The organism is Caproicibacterium sp. XB2 (assembly GCF_044880635.1).
In the GTDB taxonomy this organism is placed as follows: Bacteria; Bacillota; Clostridia; order Oscillospirales; family Acutalibacteraceae; genus Caproicibacterium; species Caproicibacterium lactatifermentans.
In genome coordinates this window covers 108,241-132,374 of record NZ_CP173227.1, presented here as the reverse complement: position 1 = coordinate 132,374, position 24,134 = coordinate 108,241, and the positions used below count along the sequence as shown (strand labels likewise).

Sequence of the window (24,134 nt, the reverse complement as noted above, 5' to 3'; positions counted from 1 at the left end):
TGCCGCGCCATGTTTATTTCATACTGCCGCTCAAAAAGCAGCAGTATAAAATGAGATTTCAGCGATTATTTTTTATCGTTGTCGTCTACGTCCTTATACTCCGCATTGTAAACGGTGTTGCCGTTTGCGTCCGTTGTCTGCTGGCCAGCCTGTGCGCCGCCCTGCTGCTGTGCGGCCTGCTGGGCAGCCTGTGCTGCGGCCTGCGCCGCCTGCGGGTTGTTCTTATACAGCTTTTCGCTGACGGAGAACATTGCCTTCTGCAGTTCGTCGGACTTTGCCTTAATGTCAGCTGTATCGGTGCCCTTGTTGGCTTCCTTCAGGGCATTAATCTTTGTCTCCAGCTCGCTCTTATCGGCGGCATCAATCTTGCTGCCGCTATCGGAGATAAGTTTTTCTGCTGTATAGACCATCTGCTCCGCGCTGTTCTTGGTATCGACTTCTTCACGGTGCTTCTTGTCCTCTGCCGCATACTTTTCAGCATCTTTCACAGCCTTGTCAATGTCGTCCTTGCTCATGTTGGAGGAAGAAGAAATTGTGATGTGCTGCTCTTTACCGGTGCCCATATCCTTTGCGGAAACATTGACAATGCCGTTGGCATCAATATCAAAGGTGACTTCAATCTGAGGAATGCCGCGCGGTGCCGGAGCAATGCCGTCCAGCTTAAAAATACCCAGCTGTTTGTTGTCACGGGCAAATTCACGTTCACCCTGCAGGACATTGATTTCGACCTGTGTCTGGCCGTCCGCAGCAGTGGAGAAAACCTGGCTCTTCTTGGTCGGGATTGTTGTATTACGGTCAATGACCTTAGTCATAACACCGCCCATGGTTTCAACGCCCAAAGACAGCGGTGTGACATCCAGCAGCAGCAATCCTTCAACCTCGCCGCCCAGAACGCCTGCCTGCAGAGCGGCGCCGATAGCAACACATTCATCCGGGTTAATGCCCTTGAAAGGCTCCTTGCCGGTAGCCTTCTTAACAGCTTCCTGTACAGCAGGAACACGGGAAGAACCGCCGACCAGCAGGACCTTGTTCAGGTCACCGAAGGACAGGCCGGCATCTTTCATCGCCTGCTGCACCGGGCCCATGGTCTTTTCGACCAGGTCTGCGGTCAGTTCGTCGAACTTTGCGCGCGACAATGTCATATCCAAATGTTTCGGGCCAGTTGCATCGGCCGTGATGAATGGCAGGTTAATCTGTGTGCTGGTCATGCCGGAAAGTTCAATCTTTGCCTTTTCTGCCGCTTCTTTCAGGCGCTGAATAGCCATCTTGTCATTGGAAAGGTCAATACCGTTTTCCTTCTTGAACTCGCCAATCATCCAGTCCATGATGCGCTTATCAAAGTCATCGCCGCCCAGACGGTTATTGCCTGCGGTAGCCAAAACCTCCTGCACACCATCGCCCATTTCAATAATGGAAACATCGAAGGTGCCGCCGCCAAGGTCATACACCATAATCTTCTGTTCGTCGCCCTTGTCAATGCCATAGGACAAAGCCGCGGCCGTCGGTTCGTTGATAATACGCTTAACATCCAGGCCTGCAATCTTGCCGGCATCCTTGGTTGCCTGGCGCTGAGAATCCGTAAAGTATGCCGGTACGGTGATAACTGCATTGCTGACCGAAGAACCCAAATAAGCTTCTGCATCCGCCTTCAGCTTCTGCAGAATCATCGCGCTGATTTCCTGCGGAGTGTACTGCTTGTCATCAATGGTTACTTTATAGTCAGAGCCCATCTCACGCTTAATGGAACTTACGGTGCGGTCCGGGTTTGCAATGGCCTGCCGCTTTGCGGCCTGGCCGACAATGCGCTCGCCGTCTTTTTTAAAAGCAACAATGGAAGGGGTTGTGCGGGCACCCTCAGCATTGGGGATAACAACCGGCTTACCGCCTTCAATAACAGCAACGCAGGAGTTGGTCGTGCCTAAGTCAATACCAATGGTCTTACTCATAATGAATACCTCCAGTTTAACCACACTTACGGGATTCGGTAAAATATTTTTTTAATGATGATAAAATGTATATCTTCCGGCTTTCACCGGTCTCTGGAACTAGTTCGCGACTTTGACCATCGCGTGGCGGACCACTTTGTCCCCCAGCATATAGCCCTGCTGGTAAACTTCCGCAATCACATTTTCGCCAAGAGTGTCGTCCTCCGTATGGGAAACCGCGTTGTGCAGCTGTGCATCAAATTTTTCCCCTGCCTTGCCCATCGGCTCTACACCGAGTTTTTCAAGGGTGGAAAGCATTTGTTTCTGCACCATTTCAATGCCTTTGCGCAGATCCTCTGTGGAACACTCGGCCTGTCCCAGCGCACGCTCCAGATTGTCAGCCACCGGCAGGAACTCCTTTACGGTGTCCGCTGTAGCGCTGGCATACAGTGCGTTTTTCTCGCGCTCTGTGCGTTTGCGGTAGTTGTCATACTCGGCCGCGGTGCGCATCAGCCGGTCTTTCTGCTGGTCCGCTTCCATTTTGAAAGCAGCCAAGTCATTCTGCAGTTTTTCCAGCTTTTCTTTCAGTTCCTTGTTTTCTTTTTTGCTGGCCTTTCCAGCCGGTTTGTCTTTCTGGTCCTCAGCGGGCTCAGACGGCTTCGGTTCCTCTTTCTGGGGCTGTTCGGTTTCCGGCGCTGTTTTCTGCTGTGGCTCGTTTTCTTCGGCGCCTTGTGTTTCCTTTTTTTCTTCGGTACTCAAAGTCCCATCTACCCCCTTCATCTATGCAATCCAAAATTTCTGGGAATTGTCTTCCTTTTACTGCCAGTCTATCAGCTCTGTCAGCATACGGCCAACACTGCGGGCAACATAATCAATGCTGCCAATCAGTTTCGGGTAATCCATGCGCATCGGCCCCAGCACGGCGATTGCACCGGCATCCTGTTGGTGCACCGCATAATGCGCCACAATCAGCCCGGTTCCGCGCAGTGCGGACACGCCGCTCTCATTTCCCAAATACACACGGGAACCGGACCTGCGCAGCAAACCATATACTTGCTGCGGCTGCGACAGATAGCGCATCATGCGCCGCAGGTCATCCGCACCCAGTTCCGGAAAAAACAGCAGGTTTGTCTGGCCGTCCATGCGCACGTCACTGCCCATTGCTTCCCTGGCCGCATCCTGCAGGGCCATCAGCGCACTGCTCATCAGCAGCGCCGTATCGCCCATGGACGCACCCATTGTCTGGATATACGCTGGTGTAATGCTGCGCACCGGCCGTCCGGCAAGGCTTTCATTAAACACACGGAAAAACACACGCAGAATTTCCGGCGAAAGCTCAAAGCCGCAGTGGAACACACGGCTGTGCATCGTGCCGGAAGTCGTCATCAAAATCAGCATGGCCGTATGACGGCTGGTCTGTACGAACTGAATGCCGGCCACTGCCGCGGCACTGCCGCTCGGTGTAGTTGTAATCGCTGCCATGTGGCTGATGCCCGCCAACGTGCGGGCCACGCCGTCCAGCAGTTTTTCCGGGTCGTAGGCACTGGGCAGCAGCAGCGCATCAATAAAGTGGCGTTCTTCCGGTGTAACACTGGCCGGCTTCATCAGCTCATCCAGGTACAGCCGATATCCCTGCTCGCTGGGCACCCGCCCGGCGGAGGTGTGCGGCTGGTCCAACAGGCCCATCGCCGCCAAGTCACTCATCTCGTTGCGCACTGTTGCGCTGGACACGGAAAAGTCCAAATTGTCACACAGGACCTTGCTGCCCACCGGTTCGCCCGAAACCATATACAGCTCAATAATTGCCGACAGGATTTTCTGCTTGCGCGGTGTCAATTCCATATCCTCACCCTCTTTTGTAGTTAGCACTCTATGCTTATGAGTGCTAACTGCATTACTTAATGTATCATTACTTTGCCCCTGTGTCAATAGGTTAATTGTAAATACATTATGAATTTGTAGACTTTCATAAAAAAAGCGCCCATTTGGGGCGCGGTTTTTACCGTTCACAGTTCCTCCAACAAATCCGCCAGCAGCGGATTTGAAACCAGAAATCCCCGCCGTGTCAGCCGCAGGCTCTCCGGTGATACCTGTGTCAGGCCGGCCGGCACATATCGCTGTGCTGTCCGCCGCATGGCATCCGGAATACCATGCCCAAAGCGCTTCCGACAGTCAGCTTCCCGCAGGCCAGCCGTCAGCCGCAGGCGCAGCATGGCGTATTCCGCAAACGAGCCCGCCGGTATTTCTGCATCTTCTTCCGGCAGCGGTGCCTCCCCTGCCAAAAAGCCCCGCAGTGAGCGTGGCCAGTAAAAGCGTTTTCCGCCGAAATAGGAATGTGCCGCCGGACCAAGCCCCAGGTATGGTGCAAGGTCCCAATATTTTAGGTTGTGGCGGCTCTCTTGTCCGGGCCGCGCAAAGTTGCTGATTTCATACTGCCGCAGGCCGCCTTTCTCCGCTAGACTGCATGCTTTTTCATACAGTTCCGCGGCCTTGTCATCGTCCGGCAGGTCCATCTGCTCCCGCCGCTGCCAGTAAGCTGTGTGCGGCTCTATCCGCAGAAGGTACATGGATAGGTGCGTCACGCCTGCCTGCAAACAAAACTGCACGCTTTTTTGCAGGGTTTCTGCCGTCTGTCCCGGCACCGCCAGCATCAGGTCCAGCGAAACATTCGCAATGCCCGCCCGGTGTGCGTCTTCTACGGCCCGTGCCGCATCCTGCGCCGTATGCTGTCTGCCCAGCAGCCGCAGTTCCCGTTCATCCGCGCTCTGTAAGCCCAGCGATACACGATTTACTCCGGCAGCATGTACCTGCTCAAACAGCGGCTGCAGCTCGCCGTCCGGATTCGCTTCCAGCGTGATTTCCGCATTTTCCAACCCGAAAGCCTGTCGAGCCGCCATCAAAATACGGCACAGCCGCTCCGCCCCCAGCAGGCTCGGTGTACCGCCGCCAAAATAAAGAGTGTCCGCTGTCATGTCCGGATATTCCAACTTGTATTTTTTTATTTCTTCAATAATACGATTCGTATATAAATTCATCGTGCGGTCGTCCCCTCGCAGGGAAAAAAAGTCGCAGTACGGACATTTTCCGCTGCAAAACGGCACATGAATATACAGACCAACAGGTTGCATGGTGTGTTCCTCCTCTTTTGCAAAGCAGTGCTTTATGTTATAATACTACATTATAAAGAGGATTCAAAACAGGCTGCACCAGCGGCCGAGTTTCCCGGGAAAGGGGGAGTTGCCTTGCGTATTCCGCGTGAACGTATCCGCAACTTCAGCATTATTGCACATATCGACCACGGCAAATCCACACTTGCCGACCGTATTCTGGAACAAACCAAGTCTGTTCCCCTGCGTGAAATGGAAAATCAGATTCTTGACGACATGGACTTGGAACGTGAGCACGGCATTACTATTAAAGCTCGCGCGGTTACTTTGGTGTACACCGCCAAAGATGGGCTGGATTATATTTTTAACCTGATTGATACCCCCGGGCATGTGGACTTCAACTATGAAGTAAGCCGCTCGCTGGCCGCCTGTGAGGGCGCTGTGCTTGTGGTCGATGCAACACAGGGCATTGAGGCCCAAACGCTGGCAAACACCTATCTTGCCGCCGATGCCGGGTTGGAAATTCTTCCGGTCATCAATAAAATAGACCTGCCCAGTGCCAACCCCGATCGGGTGAAAAAAGAAATTGAAGACGTCATTGGCATCCCCGCGCAGGATGCCCCCTGCGTCAGTGCCAAAACCGGCCTGAATATCCGCGACGTTATGGAGCAGATTGTCCACCTTGTTCCACCGCCGCAGGGCGATGCAGGTGCCCCCCTGCAGGCGCTTATCTTTGATTCCTATTATGACTCTTACCGCGGTGCTGTCGCTCATGTCCGGCTGAAGAACGGAACTGTACACACCGGCGATGTCATTCACATGATGGCAACCGGCTGTGACTTCACGGTTGTGGAGTGCGGTTATATGCGCGCCACTTCTTTTGAACCAACCGGTGTATTGCAGGCGGGTGACGTCGGCTACATTACTGCTTCCATTAAAGAAGTAAAGGACGCCCGCGTTGGTGATACCATTACCCTGCGGGACCGGCCGGCGGAAAAGTCCCTGCCCGGCTACCGCGCCGCCCAGCCGATGGTTTTTTGCGGTATTTATCCGGCGGACGGTGCAAAATACCCCGACCTGCGCGACGCACTGGAAAAGCTGCAGCTAAATGACGCAGCCCTCTCCTTTGAACCGGAAACCAGTGTGGCACTGGGCTTCGGTTTCCGCTGCGGCTTTCTTGGTCTGCTGCACCTGGAAGTGGTGCAGGAACGGCTGGAGCGGGAATATCACTTGGACCTTATTACAACCGCGCCCAGCGTTGTGTACGAAATCACACTGACGGACGGCACCGCCAAACACATTGACAACCCGACTAACTATCCGGACCCTTCCACCATTGCGGAAGCAAAGGAACCTATCGCCGACGCGCACATCTATGCGCCCAGTGAGTACGTTGGCAATATTATGGAACTGTGCCAGGACCGACGCGGTGTATTCCAGAACATGCAGTATATCGACACCGACCGTGTAGATATTCACTACCGGCTGCCACTGAACGAAATTGTGTATGACTTCTTTGACGCACTAAAAAGTCATACCCGCGGCTATGCCAGCTTCGACTATGAACTGGCCGGCTATGAAAAAAGCCGCCTCGTAAAATTGGATATTCTTATCAACGGTGAACCGGTGGATGCTCTGAGCTTTATTATCCATGAGGACAAGGCCTATGCCCGTGCCCGCAAAATGGTAGAAAAGCTGCGGGATAAAATTCCGCGTCAGCTTTTTGAAATTCCCATTCAGGCGTGCATCGGTGGACGCATCATCGCGCGGGAAACAGTGAAAGCCCTGCGCAAGGATGTGCTTGCCAAGTGCTACGGCGGCGATATTTCCCGTAAAAAGAAGCTGCTGGAAAAGCAAAAGGAAGGCAAAAGGCGAATGCGCAAAGTCGGCTCCGTGGAGCTGCCGCAGGACGCATTCCTTTCTGTGCTTAAACTGGACGAATAAAAACTGCCGCAGTGCTGTATTTTGCACTGCGGCAGTTCCTTATTTACGAATCCAAATGTAAATGGCTGAAGTCATTCTGATAATACTTATCAGCCAGCAGATGTTTCTTTTTACCGCCCCGTCCCGGCCGGTGCTGCAGGAACTCAATGGTCTGTCCTTTTTTCCGTCTGCGGTTGCGGCGCAGCAACAGAATAATCAGCACACTGGCCGTCACGACAGCGACCCACAGCGCAATGCCCACACCGTTAACCGCGGTATTGCGGCTTGCATCACTGACTGGATTGGCAAATGGGTTTTCCTCTGATACAGCCCCCACACTTGGCAGTGCAATACCGGCAGCAGCATCTGCTTTTTTAGAGGAGGCTGATAATGTTTTGGAAGCAGAAGCTGAACTTTTGGACAACGCAGTGGAAGCGGTGCTCCTCCGTGATGTTCGTGTTTGGGAAGAAGCTCTCCGGGAAGAGGTCACTGTTCGGGACGAGGTCCGCTGTGTGTATGTCCGTGAATGCGTTTTCTGTCGGGAAGAAACCACCGTCCGTTTGGAAGAGGCCGCCTTAGGAGTCGATTCCTGGGAAGATACCGTCGGCTTTGACGACACCGCTGACACCGTTCCTTTTGAAACTGCCGCGGTCGAACTGCTTTTTCCGCCCGCGCCGGAGACCGCCTGCACTGGCATACCGACAGCATAAAACAGGGCCGCTGTACACAACAGTACCGCAGCCAGATAAAGAAGGTGATTTCGTTTCTTTTTGCGACAAGTCACAGTTCAATCCTCCAGCGCTTCCGGGCAAATCATTTTTATGAACTGATTATAACATAAATCCGTAAATTTACAAACTGTTCCCTGTCGAAGCAGCGCCGGCCGCAGTGCGGCTTGATACAAGGTTTTGCCGTCCGCAAAGGCTGTATGGCGGCAGACTACATCTGCTGTACCAAATCCCGTCAGCAACAGCAAGGCCGCCAGTGTGCCCAGACAAGCCGACCAAAATATCCGCTTTTTCTCCTGTTTCACTCGTTTATGCCCCCTGTCAAAGTTTTTTGCCTGCCCCATGTTCATATCCGCCATCTTTTTCCCATAAGATTCTTTATACTATATTACCTGTACGGGAATATTCATAAAGAATCGAGGGATTTCACTGATGAACGAAAAATGCAAGGCCGTATGCGCTGTTGCGCTGATGACAGCGGCCTGTGCCTGTGCCGTTACGCGGCTGCCCATTCTTTCCGCACAGAAAGGTGCTCTCGCGGCCGCCGAATTCATTTTGCCGGTCGGCGCCGTACAGGAACGGCGCCTTTCTTCCAAGGCACCGGCCGCATCAGTGCCCGAAAAAGCCGTTTCCTCTTTTTCCTCGCCCGCTTCCTCCTCCAAAAAGCCTGCTTCCTCTTCCAAAAAATCCGCTTCCTCCGCACCGACTGTTTCCATTCCGTCCGGCCGTGTGCAAACACAAAAACTGCCAAGCAAATTCATTGGCGGCGGTATTTATGAAACTGACCTTTCCGATACCGGCGAAAGCCAGTGTGGTTTTCATTATAAAAATTCCAATCAGAATCATAAGCTGGACGCGGCAGCTGTTCTGCGGGAACGCCCGCCCCTAAAAATAAAGGCCAACGGCACCCCTATGGTGCTCATTTATCACACCCATACAACAGAAGCCTACGCCGGTGTCACCCGCAGCCGCGACCCCTCCAAAAGTGTGGTCACGGTCGGGGAAGCGCTGGCAAAAAGCCTGCGGGCGGCGGGCATTGGCGCTGTTCATGATACTACCATTCACGACGACCCCGCATTTAACGGCAGCTATACCCGCAGTGCCCACACCATCAGCCAAAACCTCGCCAAATACCCGTCCATTCAAGTGACCATTGACGTCCACCGTGACACCATGACCAGCAGCACAACCGGCACTCGCTATAAACCAACGGTCCTTGTAAACGGCAAACGTGCTTGTCAGATTATGATTATTTCCGGCTGTGATGATACCGGTTCTCTCAATTTCCCAAACTGGGAGCAAAACCTGCGCTTAGCCGTGCGCCTGCAGAAAGGTGCCGCAGAGCAGTACCCGCACCTCATGCGTCCGCTGAACTTCGGCCCTACACGCTACAACGAACAAATGACGCCCGGCTCCCTGCTCTGTGAATTCGGCACAGAAGTGAACACACTGGATGAAGCAACTTATTCCGGCGCGCTGTTCGGGCAGGTGCTGGCAAAGCAGCTGAAAGCGCTTATTTCATAAGGCCTTTTCAGGCACCGGTCAGCTGCTCGTAAACTTCCGGCTCCAAGCTGGGGTTTAGGGCGCAGTTTACCGACAGCGCCAACAAATGCGCTGCCCGCGCAACCAAACTGTCAATACCGCGCGGCGTCACCATCATCTGCTCCGCGCACGGCACGGTCTGAGCGCACAGGTCGCTGCACAGTGTAGAGGCGTCCACCACGGTCGGTACCCCCAGCCCAATAACCGGTATGCCCAGCGTCGTCTCACACAGGGAAGGCCGGTCATTTCCTACGCCGGAACCGGGTGAGATGCCGCCGTCACTCAGCTGCACTGTCTTGCCCAAACGATGAAGCCGGCCCGCCGCCAGCGCATCTATTGCGATAACCGCCGCGGGGCACAGGCCGCGTATCAGCGTACGCAGCAGTTCAGCCGTTTCAATTCCTGTTGTGCCCAGCACACCCGGCTTGACAACGCAGACACTGCGCAGACCGGCAAGTTCGGTCTGTACACCGATATGGCCGCGCACATGCCGGGTTGCCAAAACACGGTCAGCACACAGCGGCCCCAATGCATCCGGCGTAACCTGCGGGTTTCCCAGCCCCGCTACCAGCACTTCTCCCTTTTTCGGCAGCAGGGCCGCAATCTCTTGCGAAAGGAAGTGGCGCAGCTTTCCATCCCCCTCTACTGTTCCGGTAATCTGCGGCGCCTCGACTGTGATATAGTGGACGCCGTTCTCCTCCATTCGGCTGACCTGCAGACCGTTCATGCTCTCTTTTTTTGTCTTTGCTTCCGCTCGCTCCAGCGCAAGGTCTGTACGATACCCCATGGGCGTTCTCTCCTTTGTTGTTATTTACAGGTGTCCCTATTTGCAGTATCCCCGAAAAAGTTCCGGAAAAACCACCCCAACGCCTGCTGTTTATTTAATTTTCAAAAGCGCTTGCATTTTCTTCGCAAAAATGATAGTATGATAAATACGTGACGACTATTGAAAAGGAGGTGTGACCATGCCAAACATTAAATCCGCAAAAAAGCGCGTGAAGGTCATTGCTACCAAAGCCGCACACAACAAAGTGATTAACTCCGGCCTGAAGACCGATATTAAAAAAGCAAACGCCGCAATCAGCGCCAATGCCGAAAATAAGGCTGAGGCCGTACGCGTTGCCGTAAAGGCAATCGACCATGCTGCTGCGAAGGGCATTATAAAGAAAAATACCGCTGCCAGAAAGAAAAGCAGCCTGGCCCGTCAGCTGAACGCTGTCGGCTGAAAAATATCCATTTTTCTTTTTCCGAAAAATGCAGAGCAGGGCTAATGTGCCCTGCTTTTTTCATGCCTGCCTATTTCCTCAGCTTGACTTTTTCAGCTGTTTCGGGTATGATATTTACATTGGTATTGTATATCGAAATCTTTAGGGCGGAGGTGCTCGCATTGGAAAAGAAAAGCAGTTTTACGGTGTTTTTGTCCATTGTTTCTGCTTTAGCGGCAATTGCCGCGGCAATCGTTGCGGCCACCCTTTACTTCGAAAAGAAGCAGAAGGATGAAGAGGAACTGGAGCACTACCTGGACTGCTCTATTCAGTAAACACCATGCAAAAAGGTTGGGCGGGCCCTTTTTCGGGGTCCGCCCATTTTTTGTATCCATTTTCAGCTCTTGTCGCCCGGTTTTGCCAGCAGCGCCGCCAGATAGCCAAACGCCACCGCGGCCGCTACGCCTCCGGCAGCCGCGCCCAGCCCACCGGTAAAAATGCCCACGGCGCCGTGCTGTTCCACTGCCAGCTTGGTTCCCTTTGCCAGCAGATAGCCAAACCCCGTCAGCGGAACTGTAGCACCAGCGCCGGCCCACTGCACCAGCGGACCATACAGCCCGACCGCACCCAAAATAACGCCAGCCGTAACAAAGCTCACCAGGATACGGGCCGGTGTCAGTTTCGTCAGGTCCATCAGCAACTGCCCCACCACACAGATGGCACCACCTACCAAAAATGCCCGCAGAATATCCATTGCTGTCACCTCATCTCGGAATCTTTCCAATTAGTGTCTGCCGCAGGTACCGCAAATATACACTTTCTTTATTTTTATCGAAAATAGGGCTTGACAGGCCTACCCCTTTATGGAATACTATAGAACTGCTTCCCAGCAAACGTTTTCAGTTTGCCGGTCCCATTCATTTTCAGTAACTTTACATATCAGAGGAGACATATTGTGACCAAAGACCTTACCCGCGGCAATCCCGCAAAACTTATTTTCTTTTTCACCATTCCGCTACTCATCGGCAACCTTTTTCAGCAGTTTTACAACATGGCAGATACCCTGATTGTTGGACAAACACTGGGTGTGGACGCGCTGGCAGGTGTCGGCTGCACCGGCGGCATCTCGTTCCTCATTCTCGGCTTTGCCGAGGGCATCGCTGCCGGCCTGTCCATTTTGACCGCCCAGCGCTTTGGTGCCGGGGATACGGACGGTGTCCGGCGCAGCTTTGCTGCTGGGCTGCTCATCGCCGCCGGCACAACTGTTGTGCTGACTCTGGCCGGCATGCTTTTGGCGGGGCAAATGCTTCGCTGGATGAACACACCCGCAAAAATTTATCCGTATGCTTACAGCTACATCATTGTCATTATGGGCGGTATTGTGGCTGCTATGCTGTTTAACCTATTATCCAACATTCTGCGCGCGCTGGGGGATAGCCGCACGCCACTTTTATTTCTAGTCATCGCGTGCCTTATCAATATCGTACTGGACCTCACTTTCATCAAAGTTTTTCACTGGGGTGTGGCAGGTGCCGGCATTGCCACTGTAGCCTCTCAGCTAATTTCCTGTGTTTGCTGCCTGATGTTCATTGCAAAAAAGTTTCCCATTCTGCACCTGCGCCGAGAAGACTGGCATATCACTGCCTGGGAACTCGGGACACATATGCGCATCGCCTTCCCTATGGGCTTTCAAAGCAGCATTATTGCGCTGGGTACCCTGATTCTGCAAACGGCACTCAACGGCTTGGGTGCCACAGCGGTCGCCGGATACACCGCTGCCTGCCGGGTGGACCAGCTTGCCATTCAACCCATGATGTCCTTTGGCATGACGATGGCTACCTATGCCGCCCAAAATTACGGTGCCGGTAAATTTGACCGCATTCGCAAAGGCGTTAAACAATGTTTGCTGATTTCCATTTCCTTCAGTATTGTCATGGCCTTTGTCAACATCTTTTTTGGAAAACCGCTGGTTCGGCTGTTTGTCGGCAGTGCTGAAAATGTCGTCAACCTTGCGGAAATCTATCTGATTATCAACGGTGTATGCTATTTTATTCTGGCGATTCTGTTTATTATCCGTTACACCCTGCAGGGGCTGGGCAAAAGCTTTGTCCCTACGTTTGCGGGCATTATGGAACTGGTCATGCGCACCGTAGCTGCGCTTGCGCTGGTTGGACCACTCGGCTTCGCCGGAGCTTCCTCTTCTAACCCATTGGCATGGATTGGCAGCTGCATTCCGCTGTGTATTGCTTATATCTATCTCATGCGTCATTTGCCGAAAGGTCAGGATACGGCGGACTAAATCATTACATACAGCATAATAAAAAGCAGGTGATGCAGTGCCCAATTTAGGGCACTGCATCACCTGCTTTTTTCTGTCTATTCTGTTTTTAGGTGCCGGGGACTGTTCATTTTCTCCCGCTGTTCCACTGGAAAGGAAAGCAGCACTACCAGCGGAAAAGCGACCGAAAAGGCAAACATATACCGGAATTCACAGAAAGTCGGTGTCGCCACCATCAGCGTCAGCCACAGCAGCAAAAGTGGCACCAACAGCAAAAGTTTCTTTCGCCGTTTCTGTATAATCATTTGGAATGCCGCATACAAGACCGCCCAAAAAAGGAACCCGATGCTCAAAATCAGCGATAAAACCGGAATTTGTTTCTGCAGACAGTCAAGGCTGTTCTTCACGGCGCCACGGCTCCACGCAAAGCTGACGGCATCCGGCTGTACAATGCCTACCATGCGGCACATCTCCGGGTCCACCGCGCCGTACAATGCAATCCAGTTGGCTGTTCCGATGTGCCAATATCCCACCGTTTCCATTAGGTAGGCCTTAACGTACTTCTTCCAATTCGGACGCAGCATCTGTGCCCAAACCTTGATAAATTCTCCCTTATGACTTTCCAAAAAGTTGTTGTTAAAAGCGGAATTGAATTTAATGGGATTTACAATATAAGGCCTGTACGATTTTTTCATGGTGTCCAGCGGCAGAATCTGGTTAAGGAACGCTTTCTGCTCCACTGTGACAGCACCGTCGTTCGCCACCGTATAGCCGATTTGCTGCAATGGAATACCGACCGATTCTGCAAATGGACTTGCCGCGACATTGGCTGCCTTATAGCCCGGCCCCTGTATCACCGGCACCAAAATCAGCACTGCAAGAAATGCCGGCAGCACCCGTTTCCAGTACTTCCGGTACAAAACTGCCAGAATCACCAGTGTAACAAAGACCAAATAATATCCGTTGTTGCGTAAAAAACATAGCAGTATATTCAGCAGTACAAAGCCCACCAGATAGCCCAGACTTTGCAGCTTTTCCCCGCCGCTTTGCAAAATATTATACAGCTGCAGCAGATAAAGCAGCGTAAATGCACTGAACAAAATGTCCTTCCACATGGTCACCGCATAAATCGAAAAAACCGGGTTCAGCACAAAATAAGCCATACACAGAATTTGAATCCACGGCGCCGCACCTTTTTGGGTAAGCCAGCAAAAGAAGTAGCCAATAACCACGGCCATTACCGCGGTCTGCAGTGTCAGGAACAGTGCTGCACCAAAATTGATGTCCCTGCCAATGGCAAACGCAAACTGCAGGACCGGCCGTATCAGCAAAATATACAGAAGCGGCTGTTGGTTGGAAAGCGGCACCTTTCCCAGCGCGCGAACAATACAAGCCACAGAATCACCCGAAATGTTTCCGGGATAAAAGACAAACAAACAGGGAATCCAGCTGAAAAACAAAACGAGAGTGGATGCCAGCCACATTTTTCCCGGAGAAAGCCGCCGCCTTTTGCGGCACAAATGCACCGGATGACGGCCTATAAAATCCGACATACAGGAGAAGCAGATGAAAAACACCGCTCCCAGCGCCGCCAAAGGAAGCAGGTCATTGTGCAGGAACGAAGACATTGTCTGACCACTCTGCAGGTTTGCTTTATTTCCGGCGATAAAGGAAATCGCCAGCAGCAAAGAAAAGACCGCATTGCAGACAAACAGCCGCCGGTTATGTACCTGACTTATCTGCCGCAGCAATAGGAACAGTCCCGCGGCCGCGGGAAGCAGCAGGAACAGCGGTGCCCGAAAAAAGCACAGTGTCACTGCTGCTAAAAATACACTGCACACCGCGGCCGCTATTCCACACGGCACAGAAACAGGGGAGTTACTTTTCTCCATGCTTGTTCATCTCCATAGATAAATTCGTCAGCATTTCAATAATGCGGCTGCGCTGTTTCACCGAAACCTCCAAAATAATGCCGGAGAAAAGGGACAGCAACGCGCAAATACCAAATGTAGAACCGACAATCAGTGTTGGGAAACGCGGTACTAAGCCGGTCATAAAATATTCATGCACAACGGGAATAAAACAGCATAGGGAAACAATCAAAAAAAGCAGAGAAAAAATTCCAAAGAATAAAAGCGGCTTATAATCGCGAAAAAGGCGAAAAATGGTACGCAGCACACGAAAACCGTCCGAGTAGGTATCCAGCTTCGACACACTGCCGTTTGGCCGGTCCCGATAAGCAATCGGTATCTCCCGAATGATGAAGTTGCGCTCGACCGCGTAAATCGTCATTTCCGTTTCGATTTCAAATCCCTGGGAAAGGATCGGGAAGTTTTTGATAAAAACACGGCTGAAAGCGCGCATTCCGGTCATAATATCGTGCACATCGGTATGGAAGATTCGGTTGATAAGGCTGCGCACCATTACGTTGCCCGCATTATGGAACGGACGCTTGTTTTCCTCAAAGTAGGTAGAGGACAGCCGGTCACCGTTGACCATATCCGCTTTGCCGTCCAGAATCATCCGCACCATTTCTGGTGCCTTTTCGGGAGGATAGGTATCATCGCCGTCCGTAATCAGGTAGCAGTCGGCTTCTACTTCTTGGAACATGGTACGCATCACGTTGCCCTTGCCCTGCCGATATTCATGCCGCACAATGGCGCCCGCCTTTTCCGCAAGCTCCGCCGTATGGTCTGTGGAATTATTGTCATATACATAAATATCGGCATCCGGCAGGCTTTCGTGATAGTCCCGGACCACCTTTTCTATCGTTTTTGCTTCATTGTAGCAAGGAATTAAAACCGCTACACGTTCCATTCTTTTTCCTCCCGCCTGTTGGTGCAAAGTCTTTTTATCCGTCTGCCTCAAAACAAATTCCTTTTATTATAACATATTCCATTTTTCACAGAAATCAGTGACATTTTTAATACCCTCTACATTTGCGATTTTTCCTGCCAAATGGTCAGCAGCGCTTGTTTTTCATTGGGGCACCGCCCGGAAATGACCGCTTCCAGCAGGAATGACAGCGCTTCCCCAACTTCCGCGCCGTGCAGCCCCAGCGCTGTCAGGTCATTTCCCTTTACCGCCAGCTGCGCACGTGAAAAACAGGCCTGCTGCTGCAGCAGCTTTCGCAGCAGTGCTTCCGTTTGGTCCAGCACCCGTAGGCGGTCCTGCACCGCCGCAGACTGTGCCGCTGTATCCGCCCGCTGCACCTGTAATAGAAACAGGCAGAAGTTCGGACCAAACTGTCGCAGCCGCCGTTTTAGAATATGCTCGTCCGGTTCCATGAACAGCATATGGCGGCGTATTCCCTCCTGTACCTGGCGGCTCAGCTTTGCTGAACAACGCAGACGCTTTAGGACCGGACCAACCATCTCTGAACCAACAGATTCATGACGATAAAAATGGTCTGTTCCGGTTTCATCGGTTGTATGGCAGGCCGGTTTTCCTATATCATGCAGCAGCATTGTCAACCTTATTGGCACCTCCGGCGGCGCGGCCTGTACGGCGTGCAGTGTATGTTCCCAAACGTCATAGCTGTGATAAGGGCTACGCTGTGGGCATCCTTTTTGTGGGGCAAGTTCCGGAAGAATGGTAAACAACACATCAGAAAAATCCCGCAGCACACGCGCGGCACCCGGCCCGCACAACAGCTTGCCCAGTTCCGCGCCAATGCGTTCCGCAGCAATCTTTTTTAGCAGGCCCCGCTGCCGGTGCACAGCCGCCGTTGTTTCCGGCGCAATGGAAAAATCCAGCACACTGGCAAAGCGCAGTGCCCGCAGAATGCGCAGGCCGTCCTCCTGAAAACGAACGTCCGGGCTGCCGACGCATCGGACAACGCCCGCCTTTAGGTCCGAAAATCCGCCGAATAAATCCACCAGCGTTCCATTGTCCCATGCCATGGCGTTGATGGTAAAATCCCTTCGGCGCAAATCCTCCGGCAGGCTCCGGGTAAAAGAAACGCTGTCCGGGCGGCGGTTGTCACTGTAGGTCCCGTCCGTACGGAAAGTGGTCACCTCCACGGGGTGTCCGTCCGACAAGACCGTAACCGTGCCATGCTGTACGCCTGTTTCCAGACAAGGAAATGCAGCCAGGGCACACTCCGTCTGTCCCGGTGTGCTGGCCGACGCGATGTCCCAGTCATTCGGTGTCCGGTGCAGCAGTGTATCCCGCACACAGCCGCCTACCAGACACGCCTGCCAGCCGGCAGTTCGCAGGGATATTAAAGTTTTCTGTACATAGTCCGGTATGATAAATTTCACGTTTACCCCTTTAAAATTTTCCGCAGATTCCGCCTCCTGCTGCGTCTTTTCCGCGGTTTTCTCCGTATTCTTTCAAACTTTTATAGTATATCATATCCACTTTTTGGGGTCAATCGGCCTTTCCCGCATACTGCCGCCCCGTACAGGCAATACTGCAACTGGAAGGGAGCGGTAAGATGCAGAACAATAAAGTGGAAATCTGCGGTGTCAACACCGCGGACCTCAAGGTACTGACAGAGGCCGAAAAAATGGATTTGCTTAAAAAAATGCACGCTGGTGACAAAAGCGCCCGTGATAAGCTGATTCGCGGCAACCTTCGTCTGGTGCTAAGCGTTATCCAGCGTTTCACCAACCGAGGTGAAAACCTGGACGACCTGTTTCAGGTCGGCTGTATTGGCCTGATGAAAGCTATTGACCACTTCGATACCAGCCAGGGTGTCCGCTTTTCAACCTACGGGGTTCCTATGATTATCGGTGAAATCCGGCGATATCTGCGGGACAACAACTCCATCCGTGTTTCGCGCTCCCTGCGCGACACTGCCTACAAAGCCATGAAGGCGAAAGAAGCGTTCCTCACCAAGCACGACCGGGAACCAACCACGGACGAGCTGGCCGCCATTTTGGATATAAAGCGGGAGGATATTGTGCTGGCACTGGAATCCGTTGTGGACCCTATTTCCTTATATGAACCGGTTTTTTCGGATGGCGGGGATACCATTTATGTCATGGACCAGGTGGGCGATAACAACGATGACAATAATTGGATTGATGAAATTATCCTGAAACAGGCTATTCATGATCTTTCGGACCGAGAAAAAAACATTCTGTCCATGCGTTTCTTTCACGGAAAAACACAAATGGAAGTTGCAAAGGAAATCGGCATCAGCCAGGCACAGGTTTCTCGGCTGGAAAAAGCCGCCCTACAAAAGGTGAAAAGGGACCTGTAAATTCTCCTGATGTCCCGTTAATGGTCAGGCAGTTTCTTTACGATAAAAACCAGCAAATGGTCTTTCCTGCCCGCTGTGCTCATGATTGAATCGTGAATCTCCGTTTTTTGGGAACCCGCATGAAGAAATGATGATTGCAGGAAAAAGCAAAAATATGGCGGGCCGGGCCCGCGTTCTGGGTTCTTTTGGGCATCCTTGCACTGTCCTTTTTCTTGGATCTCTGGAACATCGGGCAGAGCTGCATCACACAGGCAATTCGAAAATCCGCTGCCAGCAGTACAACAGAGAACTGCCCCGCAGAATGGGTAGTCCGGCAGCACCCAGCAGAGTGGATAGCCGCAGAAATCTTCTATGGACAGCAGCCCTTCCTCTTCCGGGAAAAACGCCGGTACGCTCTATCCCTCCTCCAGATAAACCGCATATGGGGCCAATTTTGAAAAAGGACCGGCCCTTTTGCTGCTCTGACAAAAAGCGATGCTTTTTATCCAAAAAATCCTGTAGAATAGCAGGCAGGAGTTGATGGACAAAATGCGAAACGTCTGGATTCTGCTGAGAAAAAAATGGATACAGCAAAAACAAATGCTGCACTATGGCCGCCGCAATTCCCCGAAGGAATGTGCCGCGCGTCTGCGCCGCAAATGCTTAAGCCTTCTTCTGGTAAGTACCGTCGGTTTCGGCACACTGGGATTTTTCCATGCCAGCGCAATGCCCCGAACCGGCAGTGAAAAGGGAAGCCGCCCCGGAACGCCGCCTGTTTCACTGCAGCTGCAGCTTCCCTACTGCAGCGCCACGAACCTGCTGCCGTGCGGCAGTGAATCTGTCAGTGAGCTGATGCTGCTGCACTACTGGGGCATTCCGGCTAGTTTGGACAGCGTCGTGTCTTCTCTGCAAAAGGCACCGCTGCAACAGGCAAAAAGCGGTGGTCTGCTCGGTCCAAACCCCAATACGGCCTTTGCCGGTAACCCGCGCAAAAAAGGCAGTGCCGGCTGTTTTGCCGATCCTGTCGCCGCGTCGCTATCCCAGCTGCTGCCGCCGCAGCTGCGGGCAAAGGACGCAACCGGTGCCTCACTGGACAGTCTTCTGCAAAAATATGTTGCGAATGGTGAACCGGTGCTTTTGTGGGCAACGGTCAATATGGACAAGCCCTCTGTCCCGCTCAAATGGAATACACCGGAGGGTGGCACCTGCTGCTGGCCAAGGAACACCGACTGCATGGTTCTGGTCGGCTATGACCAAACCTGCTGCTGGCTGGAGGACCCGGAAAACACCGCCGGTCCCACCCGCCTGACACGGCAGCTGACCGAAGAACGCTACAATCAGCTTGGCCGCCACTGTGTAACAGTAAGCCGGACAAGGGAATGACCTTCCCGGCATTTTCCATATCCCTTTTGCATAGGCATTGATAAGAGGTGATTTGCGTTGCACAGCAGAGTATATGACCTGCACCGCAAGGAAGTAATCAATGTACGTGACGGAACCCGTCTGGGAAATGTTGGGGATGTGGAAATTGACACCGACACGGCCTCGGTGCTGGCGCTGGTCATTTACGGCAGGCTGCGCTTTTTCGGTTTGTTCGGCCGGGAAGACGACAAAATTGTGCCGTGGTCGGACATTCGGCTGATTGGGCAGGACATCATTCTGGTGGATACCTCATCTCCGCTGCGTGACAGCAAAAAAAAGGGTTTGGCCGTAAAAGAAGAAGGGCCGCCCTCTCCGCATGACTCCTCTCTTTAAATGATGCACATACAAAAGCCCGTTTTGAACTGCACCCCCAAAGTGAAACAGTATGGTATGCTGTAACTACTTTGGGGGTGTTTTCTATGCTGTCACGAAATCACCGTGAAATATCAAATGCCATGTTCGCGTGTACAGTTTTGTCAGCTTTACCGTATGGCATAAAAAGTTTTCTGCACTTACTTGACAAATTTCCTGCAAGTATATACAATCATATATAAATTTATATATTACCATTTTGCTTATAATTTAGATTGTCAGGAGTGGTACACAATGATATGCCAAAAAAGAATTACAGAAGCCTTTTGCAGCTTGACGAAAATTGACAGCCCGTCTTTTGGGGAACGCGCCATGACGGACTTCCTGACAAAACGCCTACAAGAATTGGGGCTGACCGTTGTGGAGGATGATGCCGCCAAAAAGACAAATGGCACCGCCGGCAACCTGCTGGCAACCCTGCCCGGCACGCAGGAGGGTGAGCCGCTTTTGTTTGCTGCGCATATGGATACTGTGGCACCAGCACTTGGGAAAAAAGCAACGGTTCACCCGGATGGCACCATCACCAGCGATGGCACTACCGTGCTTGGTGCGGATGATGTCAGCGGGCTTTCCATCATTCTGGAGGCACTGGAATCCATCAAAGAGGACTCTCTTCCCCATCGCCCACTGGAGATTCTATTCACGATTGCGGAAGAACCCTATGACTGCGGCAGTGAAGTATTCGATTACAGCAAGGTCCACGCAAAGGAAGCCTATGTGCTTGACCTCAGCGGCGCGGTGGGTGGCGCAGCTTATGCCGCACCCACCATCTGCTCCTTTACGTTTGAGCTGACCGGCAAGGCCGCGCATGCCGGATTTGCCCCGCAGGAGGGTATTCATGCGGTTGCGGCGGCGGCCTTGGCAGTCAGCAAGTTGAAAATGGGAAAATCGGATGAAGAAACAACGCTGAATATCGGCACCATTCAAGGCGGAACAGCAACCAACATTGTACCGGATAAATGCGTAGTCAGCGGAGAACTGCGCTCCTACTCCCACCAAACTGCCGAGCGGGTTCTGCAAAATGTGATTACCGTGTTTCAGAATGCTGCAAAATCATTCGGCGCGTCCTGCCGTGTCAGCAGCCGCTTTGGCTGCTATGCCTATGAAATTTCCAAGAGTCATCCGGTTGTGCAGCGCTATGCCGCTGCCTGCCGCGCATCCGGCGTGGAGCTAAATCTATTTCGTACCTTTGGCGGCAGTGACGCAAACCAGTTTGCGCGGCACGGCATTTCGGGGCTGGTCATTTCCAGTGCCATGTATCGCTGCCATTCCTGCGATGAATACACAACCACGAAAGATTTGCAGAAAGCGGCGAAAGTTACACAGAAACTCATGACAGCGAAAATTTAAAAATTTTTGCTTATGGTGGATTTTGCTCCAACGTTCCAAACATGGCGGCGAACGAAACCGCCAAAGTAGTACAAGCTCCCATAAAGACAACAAAACGAAGCGGCAGCCGCAGTTTTCGAGTATTGCGGTTGTCGCTTCGTTTTGAGAATAATATGGAAAAGTGTGTTAGAAGCGTGCTTTATTTCTTGCTGTAATCAGGTACCGTCCACAGACCGTTGTTGTTTTTGTCGAGGTATGTCTTAAATTCATCAGACTGGTAAGCGGCGGCAATATCCTTTGCCCACTGGCTGTTTTCATCGGAATCTTTTACAACCAGATGCAGCATCAGGTCGGGCAGAATGTCCTCCTCAAGCAGTGCGGTGGAGGGGTCAATTTTTGCATTGTATACGATAGAGCCGGTAATAACAATGAAATCAAAATCGGAGCGCACAGATGGAATATTTAGGGATTTCATTTCTACAAACTGGATGTGGTACGGGTTTTCTGCAATATCCTCCTGTGTGGCCTTGGTAGGTTCTATACCGGCTTTCAGTTTAATCCATCCAGCTTTCTGCAGCAGCACATAGGCGCGTGCGGTGTTGGCAGCGTCATTTGGAACAGCAATCTTGGATCCATCGGTAAGCTGTTTCAGCGCAGTTTTGGAACCGGAATAGATACCGGCCGGAACCGTTGGAATCGGTGTGACCGCCGCAAGATGTCCGTTTTGCGTTTTGTTAAAATTGTTCATATAGGCTACATGCTGTTCTACATTAAAGTCAACCTCGCCGTCATTTAGAGCAGAATCGGCCTGCGAAAGGTCAGACATATCGACGGCGTTAATTTTGTATCCTTTTTTCTCCAGAATGGGCTGAACTCCTTTTTGGAAAAGTTCGCTGTACGGCCCCTGCGATTTACTGAATTTTAATTCCTTTTTTGCCTGCGCGGTAGAAGCAGTGCTTCCGGACGACGAGAAGGCAGTTTCACCGCAGCCGGTAAGGGAAACGGACGCAAACAATGCAGCAAGTCCGAGTGCGGTAATTTTACGGATGATAAAATCCTTTTTCATAATGAAATACCTCTCCTCTCAAATTTCTTCTGTGTTTTGAAAATGTGCATTTTTATATCATGACTTTGCGTTGTAAAAAGTCTTGAGAACCTTCCTTGCAGGTTCTCTCTGTCTTGTTGCTTCCTGTTTTGCTGTTTATTTATGCCGCAGCCTGCGGGAAAGAAAGTTTCCCAGCACTTGAATCAGCTGCACAAAAACAATGAGCACAATGATAGTGAACAGCATCAGCGGGAAATTCATACGCTCATAGCCGTAGGTTAGCGCCAAGTCACCAACACCGCCTGCACCGATAGCACCCGCCATTGCGGTGGCACCCAAAAGGCCAATGGCGCCGTTAGTCAATGCAAGGATAAGCGAACCGCTGGATTCCGGCAACAGGAAATGCCAGATGATTTGAAATGTGGTGGCACCCATAGACTGCGCCGCTTCTACAATGCCACGGTTTACTTCCAGTAAGGAACTTTCCAGCAAACGCGCAAGGTACGGAGCAATGAACACGACCAATGGAACAATGGCGGCTGTTGTACCGATACGTGTGCCAACAATAGCCTTCGTCAGCGGCATAATAAAAACCATTAAGATAATAAACGGAATACTGCGCACCACGTTAATGACAGCATTCAGAATGCCGTACACGATTTTGTTTGGGCGGATGCCGCCTTTTCGAGTCAGCACAAGGATAACTGCCATGGCGGCGCCAAGAATGGTGCCGATAATTAAAGCAATGCCGACCATATAAATAGTCTGCTGTGCCGCCAGCAGGATTTTTTCATTTGGTATGTCAAGGTCAATCATACGGCTACCTCCTCAAAGTCAACATCCGATTTTTGGATATACGTTTCCGCTGCCGCAATTTCTTCCCGCGGGCCAACCAGCTGAAGCACCAGTGTGCCAAGCACGGTTCCTTGCAGTTCATGTACAGAAGCAAACAGAATGTTGGTTTCCACATCAAATTTTTTATTGATGGCGGAAATCAGTGCTTCACGGGAATTGCTGCCAAGAAAGTGCAGTCGCATAATGGTGCTGTTCCGTGTCTCGGTGGCAATGGATTTTTTAATACTTTCCGGTATGTGGTCATCAATGACCGTGGAAACGAAATCTTTGGTAATGGATTCTTTCGGGTGGCTAAAAACATCCAAAACCGTCCCCTGCTCAACAACACGGCCGCTTTCCATAACAGCAACACGGTTGCAAATTTTTTGAATAACGTTGATTTGATGCGTAATAATCAGGATAGTAACGCCCAGCTCCCGGTTGACCTTTTGCAGCAGTTGTAAAATGGAATCGGTCGTTTTGGGGTCGAGCGCGCTGGTGGGTTCGTCACATAACAGGATGGACGGCTGTGTCGCCAGTGCGCGGGCAATGCCGACACGCTGTTTCTGCCCTCCGGAAAGCTTTGCGGGGTAGGCATCCCACTTATCAGAAAGTTCAACGAATGTGAGCAGCTTCTCCACCCGGTCGGCGATTTGTACTTTGGATATATGGTTTAATTTCAGCGGCATGGCGACGTTGTCAAAGACCGTGCGGGAATCCAGCAAATTGAACTGCTGAAACACCATGGCAATCTTCTTGCGTTCCTTGCGCAGTTCGGCAGGGGGAATCTTTTCCAAGTCTTTTCCCTGCACCAATACCTGACCGGCAGTTGGTGTTTCCAGTGCGTTTACCATACGCAGCAAGGTGGATTTTCCCGCGCCGCTGAAACCGATAACACCGAAAATGTCGCCCTTTTCGATGGTAAGGTTCACTCCGCGCAGTGCATTAACATTTTCGGTGCTGCTTGAAAATTCCTTGCTGACATTTACAAACTGAATCATGCTATCTGGCCTTCTTCGTTTCGCTAATCTATACAATTATTATATGAATTGTCTATATTGTATGTAAAAGTGGAGCGTCTGTCAAGTAAAAAATCCCAAATAAAAGCACTGAGAATTTATATACTATTTTAGTAATGTATCAAATGGAAGCGAAAACAGTCTGCAAAAATACATTTTACAGCTGTTATAAAATACTTTCATGAATCATGATTACACAAACAAAAAGGCAGGGCCT

Annotated in this window: 24 protein-coding genes; 10 read left to right on the top strand and 14 right to left on the bottom strand. The window is 51.7% G+C overall.

The window, feature by feature from the left end:
• Positions 1–65 precede the first annotated feature (65 nt).
• From dnaK to hemW, 4 genes are all read right to left on the bottom strand, one after another.
• Positions 66–1,946, bottom strand: a complete 1,881-nt coding sequence (gene dnaK / locus ACIHKT_RS00550; protein WP_086034921.1) for a molecular chaperone DnaK — start codon at positions 1,944–1,946, stop codon at positions 66–68.
• 99 nt (positions 1,947–2,045) lie between these two features.
• Positions 2,046–2,705 carry a nucleotide exchange factor GrpE gene (gene grpE, locus ACIHKT_RS00545; RefSeq protein ID WP_086034920.1) on the bottom strand — a complete coding sequence of 220 codons (660 nt, stop codon included), beginning with the start codon at positions 2,703–2,705 and terminating at the stop codon, positions 2,046–2,048.
• A gap of 36 nt (positions 2,706–2,741) precedes the next feature.
• Entirely contained in the window at positions 2,742–3,767 is a 1,026-nt protein-coding gene (gene hrcA / locus ACIHKT_RS00540) for a heat-inducible transcriptional repressor HrcA (protein ID WP_086034919.1), read from the bottom strand.
• A gap of 164 nt (positions 3,768–3,931) precedes the next feature.
• Positions 3,932–5,053: a radical SAM family heme chaperone HemW gene (gene hemW / locus ACIHKT_RS00535; protein ID WP_404352517.1), complete on the bottom strand. Its 1,122-nt coding sequence runs from the start codon at positions 5,051–5,053 to the stop codon at positions 3,932–3,934.
• Between the two features lie 114 nt (positions 5,054–5,167).
• On the opposite strand from hemW, the gene lepA reads away from it, so the two are divergent.
• On the top strand, positions 5,168–6,976 hold the full coding sequence (gene lepA / locus ACIHKT_RS00530; protein WP_086034917.1) for a translation elongation factor 4: 1,809 nt from the start codon (positions 5,168–5,170) through the stop codon (positions 6,974–6,976).
• Positions 6,977–7,019: 43 nt separating this feature from the next.
• Here the strand turns inward: lepA and ACIHKT_RS00525 are convergent, their stop codons facing one another.
• Positions 7,020–7,379: a hypothetical protein gene (locus ACIHKT_RS00525; RefSeq protein ID WP_086034916.1), complete on the bottom strand. Its 360-nt coding sequence runs from the start codon at positions 7,377–7,379 to the stop codon at positions 7,020–7,022.
• Here ACIHKT_RS00525 and ACIHKT_RS00520 point away from each other — a divergent pair.
• Entirely contained in the window at positions 7,351–7,665 is a 315-nt protein-coding gene (locus ACIHKT_RS00520) for a hypothetical protein (protein ID WP_174192610.1), read from the top strand. The two genes, ACIHKT_RS00525 and ACIHKT_RS00520, sit on opposite strands and share 29 nt — an antisense overlap.
• A gap of 77 nt (positions 7,666–7,742) precedes the next feature.
• On the opposite strand, the gene ACIHKT_RS00515 is transcribed toward ACIHKT_RS00520, so the two are convergent.
• Positions 7,743–7,988, bottom strand: coding sequence for a hypothetical protein (locus tag ACIHKT_RS00515; protein WP_086034914.1), 246 nt, complete (start codon positions 7,986–7,988; stop codon positions 7,743–7,745).
• Between the two features lie 127 nt (positions 7,989–8,115).
• Here ACIHKT_RS00515 and spoIIP point away from each other — a divergent pair, with 127 nt between their 5' ends.
• Entirely contained in the window at positions 8,116–9,207 is a 1,092-nt protein-coding gene (gene spoIIP / locus ACIHKT_RS00510; RefSeq protein ID WP_086034913.1) for a stage II sporulation protein P, read from the top strand.
• A 7-nt stretch (positions 9,208–9,214) separates the two neighbouring features.
• On the opposite strand, the gene gpr is transcribed toward spoIIP, so the two are convergent.
• A complete protein-coding gene (gpr, locus tag ACIHKT_RS00505; RefSeq protein WP_086034912.1) occupies positions 9,215–10,012 on the bottom strand; it encodes a GPR endopeptidase in 798 nt (265 codons plus the stop codon).
• Between the two features lie 178 nt (positions 10,013–10,190).
• On the opposite strand from gpr, the gene rpsT reads away from it, so the two are divergent.
• Together rpsT and ACIHKT_RS00495 are read left to right on the top strand one after the other, a co-directional pair.
• Entirely contained in the window at positions 10,191–10,451 is a 261-nt protein-coding gene (gene rpsT, locus ACIHKT_RS00500; protein WP_086034911.1) for a 30S ribosomal protein S20, read from the top strand.
• A gap of 161 nt (positions 10,452–10,612) precedes the next feature.
• Positions 10,613–10,765, top strand: coding sequence for a hypothetical protein (locus ACIHKT_RS00495; RefSeq protein WP_174192609.1), 153 nt, complete (start codon positions 10,613–10,615; stop codon positions 10,763–10,765).
• 62 nt (positions 10,766–10,827) lie between these two features.
• Here ACIHKT_RS00495 and spoVAE read toward each other — a convergent pair whose 3' ends face one another.
• Positions 10,828–11,184, bottom strand: coding sequence for a stage V sporulation protein AE (gene spoVAE, locus ACIHKT_RS00490; protein ID WP_086034909.1), 357 nt, complete (start codon positions 11,182–11,184; stop codon positions 10,828–10,830).
• Positions 11,185–11,385: 201 nt separating this feature from the next.
• Here spoVAE and ACIHKT_RS00485 point away from each other — a divergent pair, with 201 nt between their 5' ends.
• Positions 11,386–12,729, top strand: a complete 1,344-nt coding sequence (locus tag ACIHKT_RS00485; protein WP_174192607.1) for an MATE family efflux transporter — start codon at positions 11,386–11,388, stop codon at positions 12,727–12,729.
• A 77-nt stretch (positions 12,730–12,806) separates the two neighbouring features.
• On the opposite strand, the gene ACIHKT_RS00480 is transcribed toward ACIHKT_RS00485, so the two are convergent.
• The 3 genes from ACIHKT_RS00480 to ACIHKT_RS00470 form a co-directional block, all read right to left on the bottom strand.
• Positions 12,807–14,600, bottom strand: coding sequence for a DUF6020 family protein (locus ACIHKT_RS00480; RefSeq protein WP_404352512.1), 1,794 nt, complete (start codon positions 14,598–14,600; stop codon positions 12,807–12,809).
• A complete protein-coding gene (locus tag ACIHKT_RS00475) occupies positions 14,587–15,525 on the bottom strand; it encodes a glycosyltransferase family 2 protein (protein ID WP_174192603.1) in 939 nt (312 codons plus the stop codon). The genes ACIHKT_RS00480 and ACIHKT_RS00475 overlap by 14 nt, the downstream gene beginning before the upstream one ends.
• A gap of 116 nt (positions 15,526–15,641) precedes the next feature.
• Positions 15,642–16,970, bottom strand: coding sequence for a CCA tRNA nucleotidyltransferase (locus tag ACIHKT_RS00470; protein ID WP_236849696.1), 1,329 nt, complete (start codon positions 16,968–16,970; stop codon positions 15,642–15,644).
• Positions 16,971–17,146: 176 nt separating this feature from the next.
• On the opposite strand from ACIHKT_RS00470, the gene sigG reads away from it, so the two are divergent.
• The 4 genes from sigG (at position 17,147) to ACIHKT_RS00450 (ending at position 21,040) form a co-directional block, all read left to right on the top strand.
• Positions 17,147–17,917, top strand: a complete 771-nt coding sequence (sigG, locus tag ACIHKT_RS00465) for an RNA polymerase sporulation sigma factor SigG (protein WP_086034905.1) — start codon at positions 17,147–17,149, stop codon at positions 17,915–17,917.
• Positions 17,918–18,436: 519 nt separating this feature from the next.
• Positions 18,437–19,279 (top strand): C39 family peptidase, encoded by an 843-nt coding sequence (locus ACIHKT_RS00460; RefSeq protein WP_174192601.1) that lies wholly within the window; start codon positions 18,437–18,439, stop codon positions 19,277–19,279.
• Positions 19,280–19,336: 57 nt separating this feature from the next.
• Positions 19,337–19,651: a YlmC/YmxH family sporulation protein gene (locus ACIHKT_RS00455; RefSeq protein WP_086034902.1), complete on the top strand. Its 315-nt coding sequence runs from the start codon at positions 19,337–19,339 to the stop codon at positions 19,649–19,651.
• A 273-nt stretch (positions 19,652–19,924) separates the two neighbouring features.
• On the top strand, positions 19,925–21,040 hold the full coding sequence (locus tag ACIHKT_RS00450) for a M20/M25/M40 family metallo-hydrolase (RefSeq protein WP_086034901.1): 1,116 nt from the start codon (positions 19,925–19,927) through the stop codon (positions 21,038–21,040).
• Between the two features lie 178 nt (positions 21,041–21,218).
• Here the strand turns inward: ACIHKT_RS00450 and ACIHKT_RS00445 are convergent, their stop codons facing one another.
• The 3 genes from ACIHKT_RS00445 to ACIHKT_RS00435 form a co-directional block, all read right to left on the bottom strand.
• Positions 21,219–22,085 (bottom strand): MetQ/NlpA family ABC transporter substrate-binding protein, encoded by an 867-nt coding sequence (locus ACIHKT_RS00445; RefSeq protein WP_174403094.1) that lies wholly within the window; start codon positions 22,083–22,085, stop codon positions 21,219–21,221.
• Between the two features lie 135 nt (positions 22,086–22,220).
• Complete coding sequence (locus tag ACIHKT_RS00440; RefSeq protein ID WP_174192599.1) at positions 22,221–22,880, bottom strand: methionine ABC transporter permease; 660 nt, start codon at positions 22,878–22,880, stop codon at positions 22,221–22,223.
• Positions 22,877–23,899: a methionine ABC transporter ATP-binding protein gene (locus ACIHKT_RS00435; RefSeq protein WP_174192597.1), complete on the bottom strand. Its 1,023-nt coding sequence runs from the start codon at positions 23,897–23,899 to the stop codon at positions 22,877–22,879. Before ACIHKT_RS00435 ends, ACIHKT_RS00440 begins: the two co-directional genes overlap by 4 nt.
• Positions 23,900–24,134 lie beyond the last annotated feature (235 nt).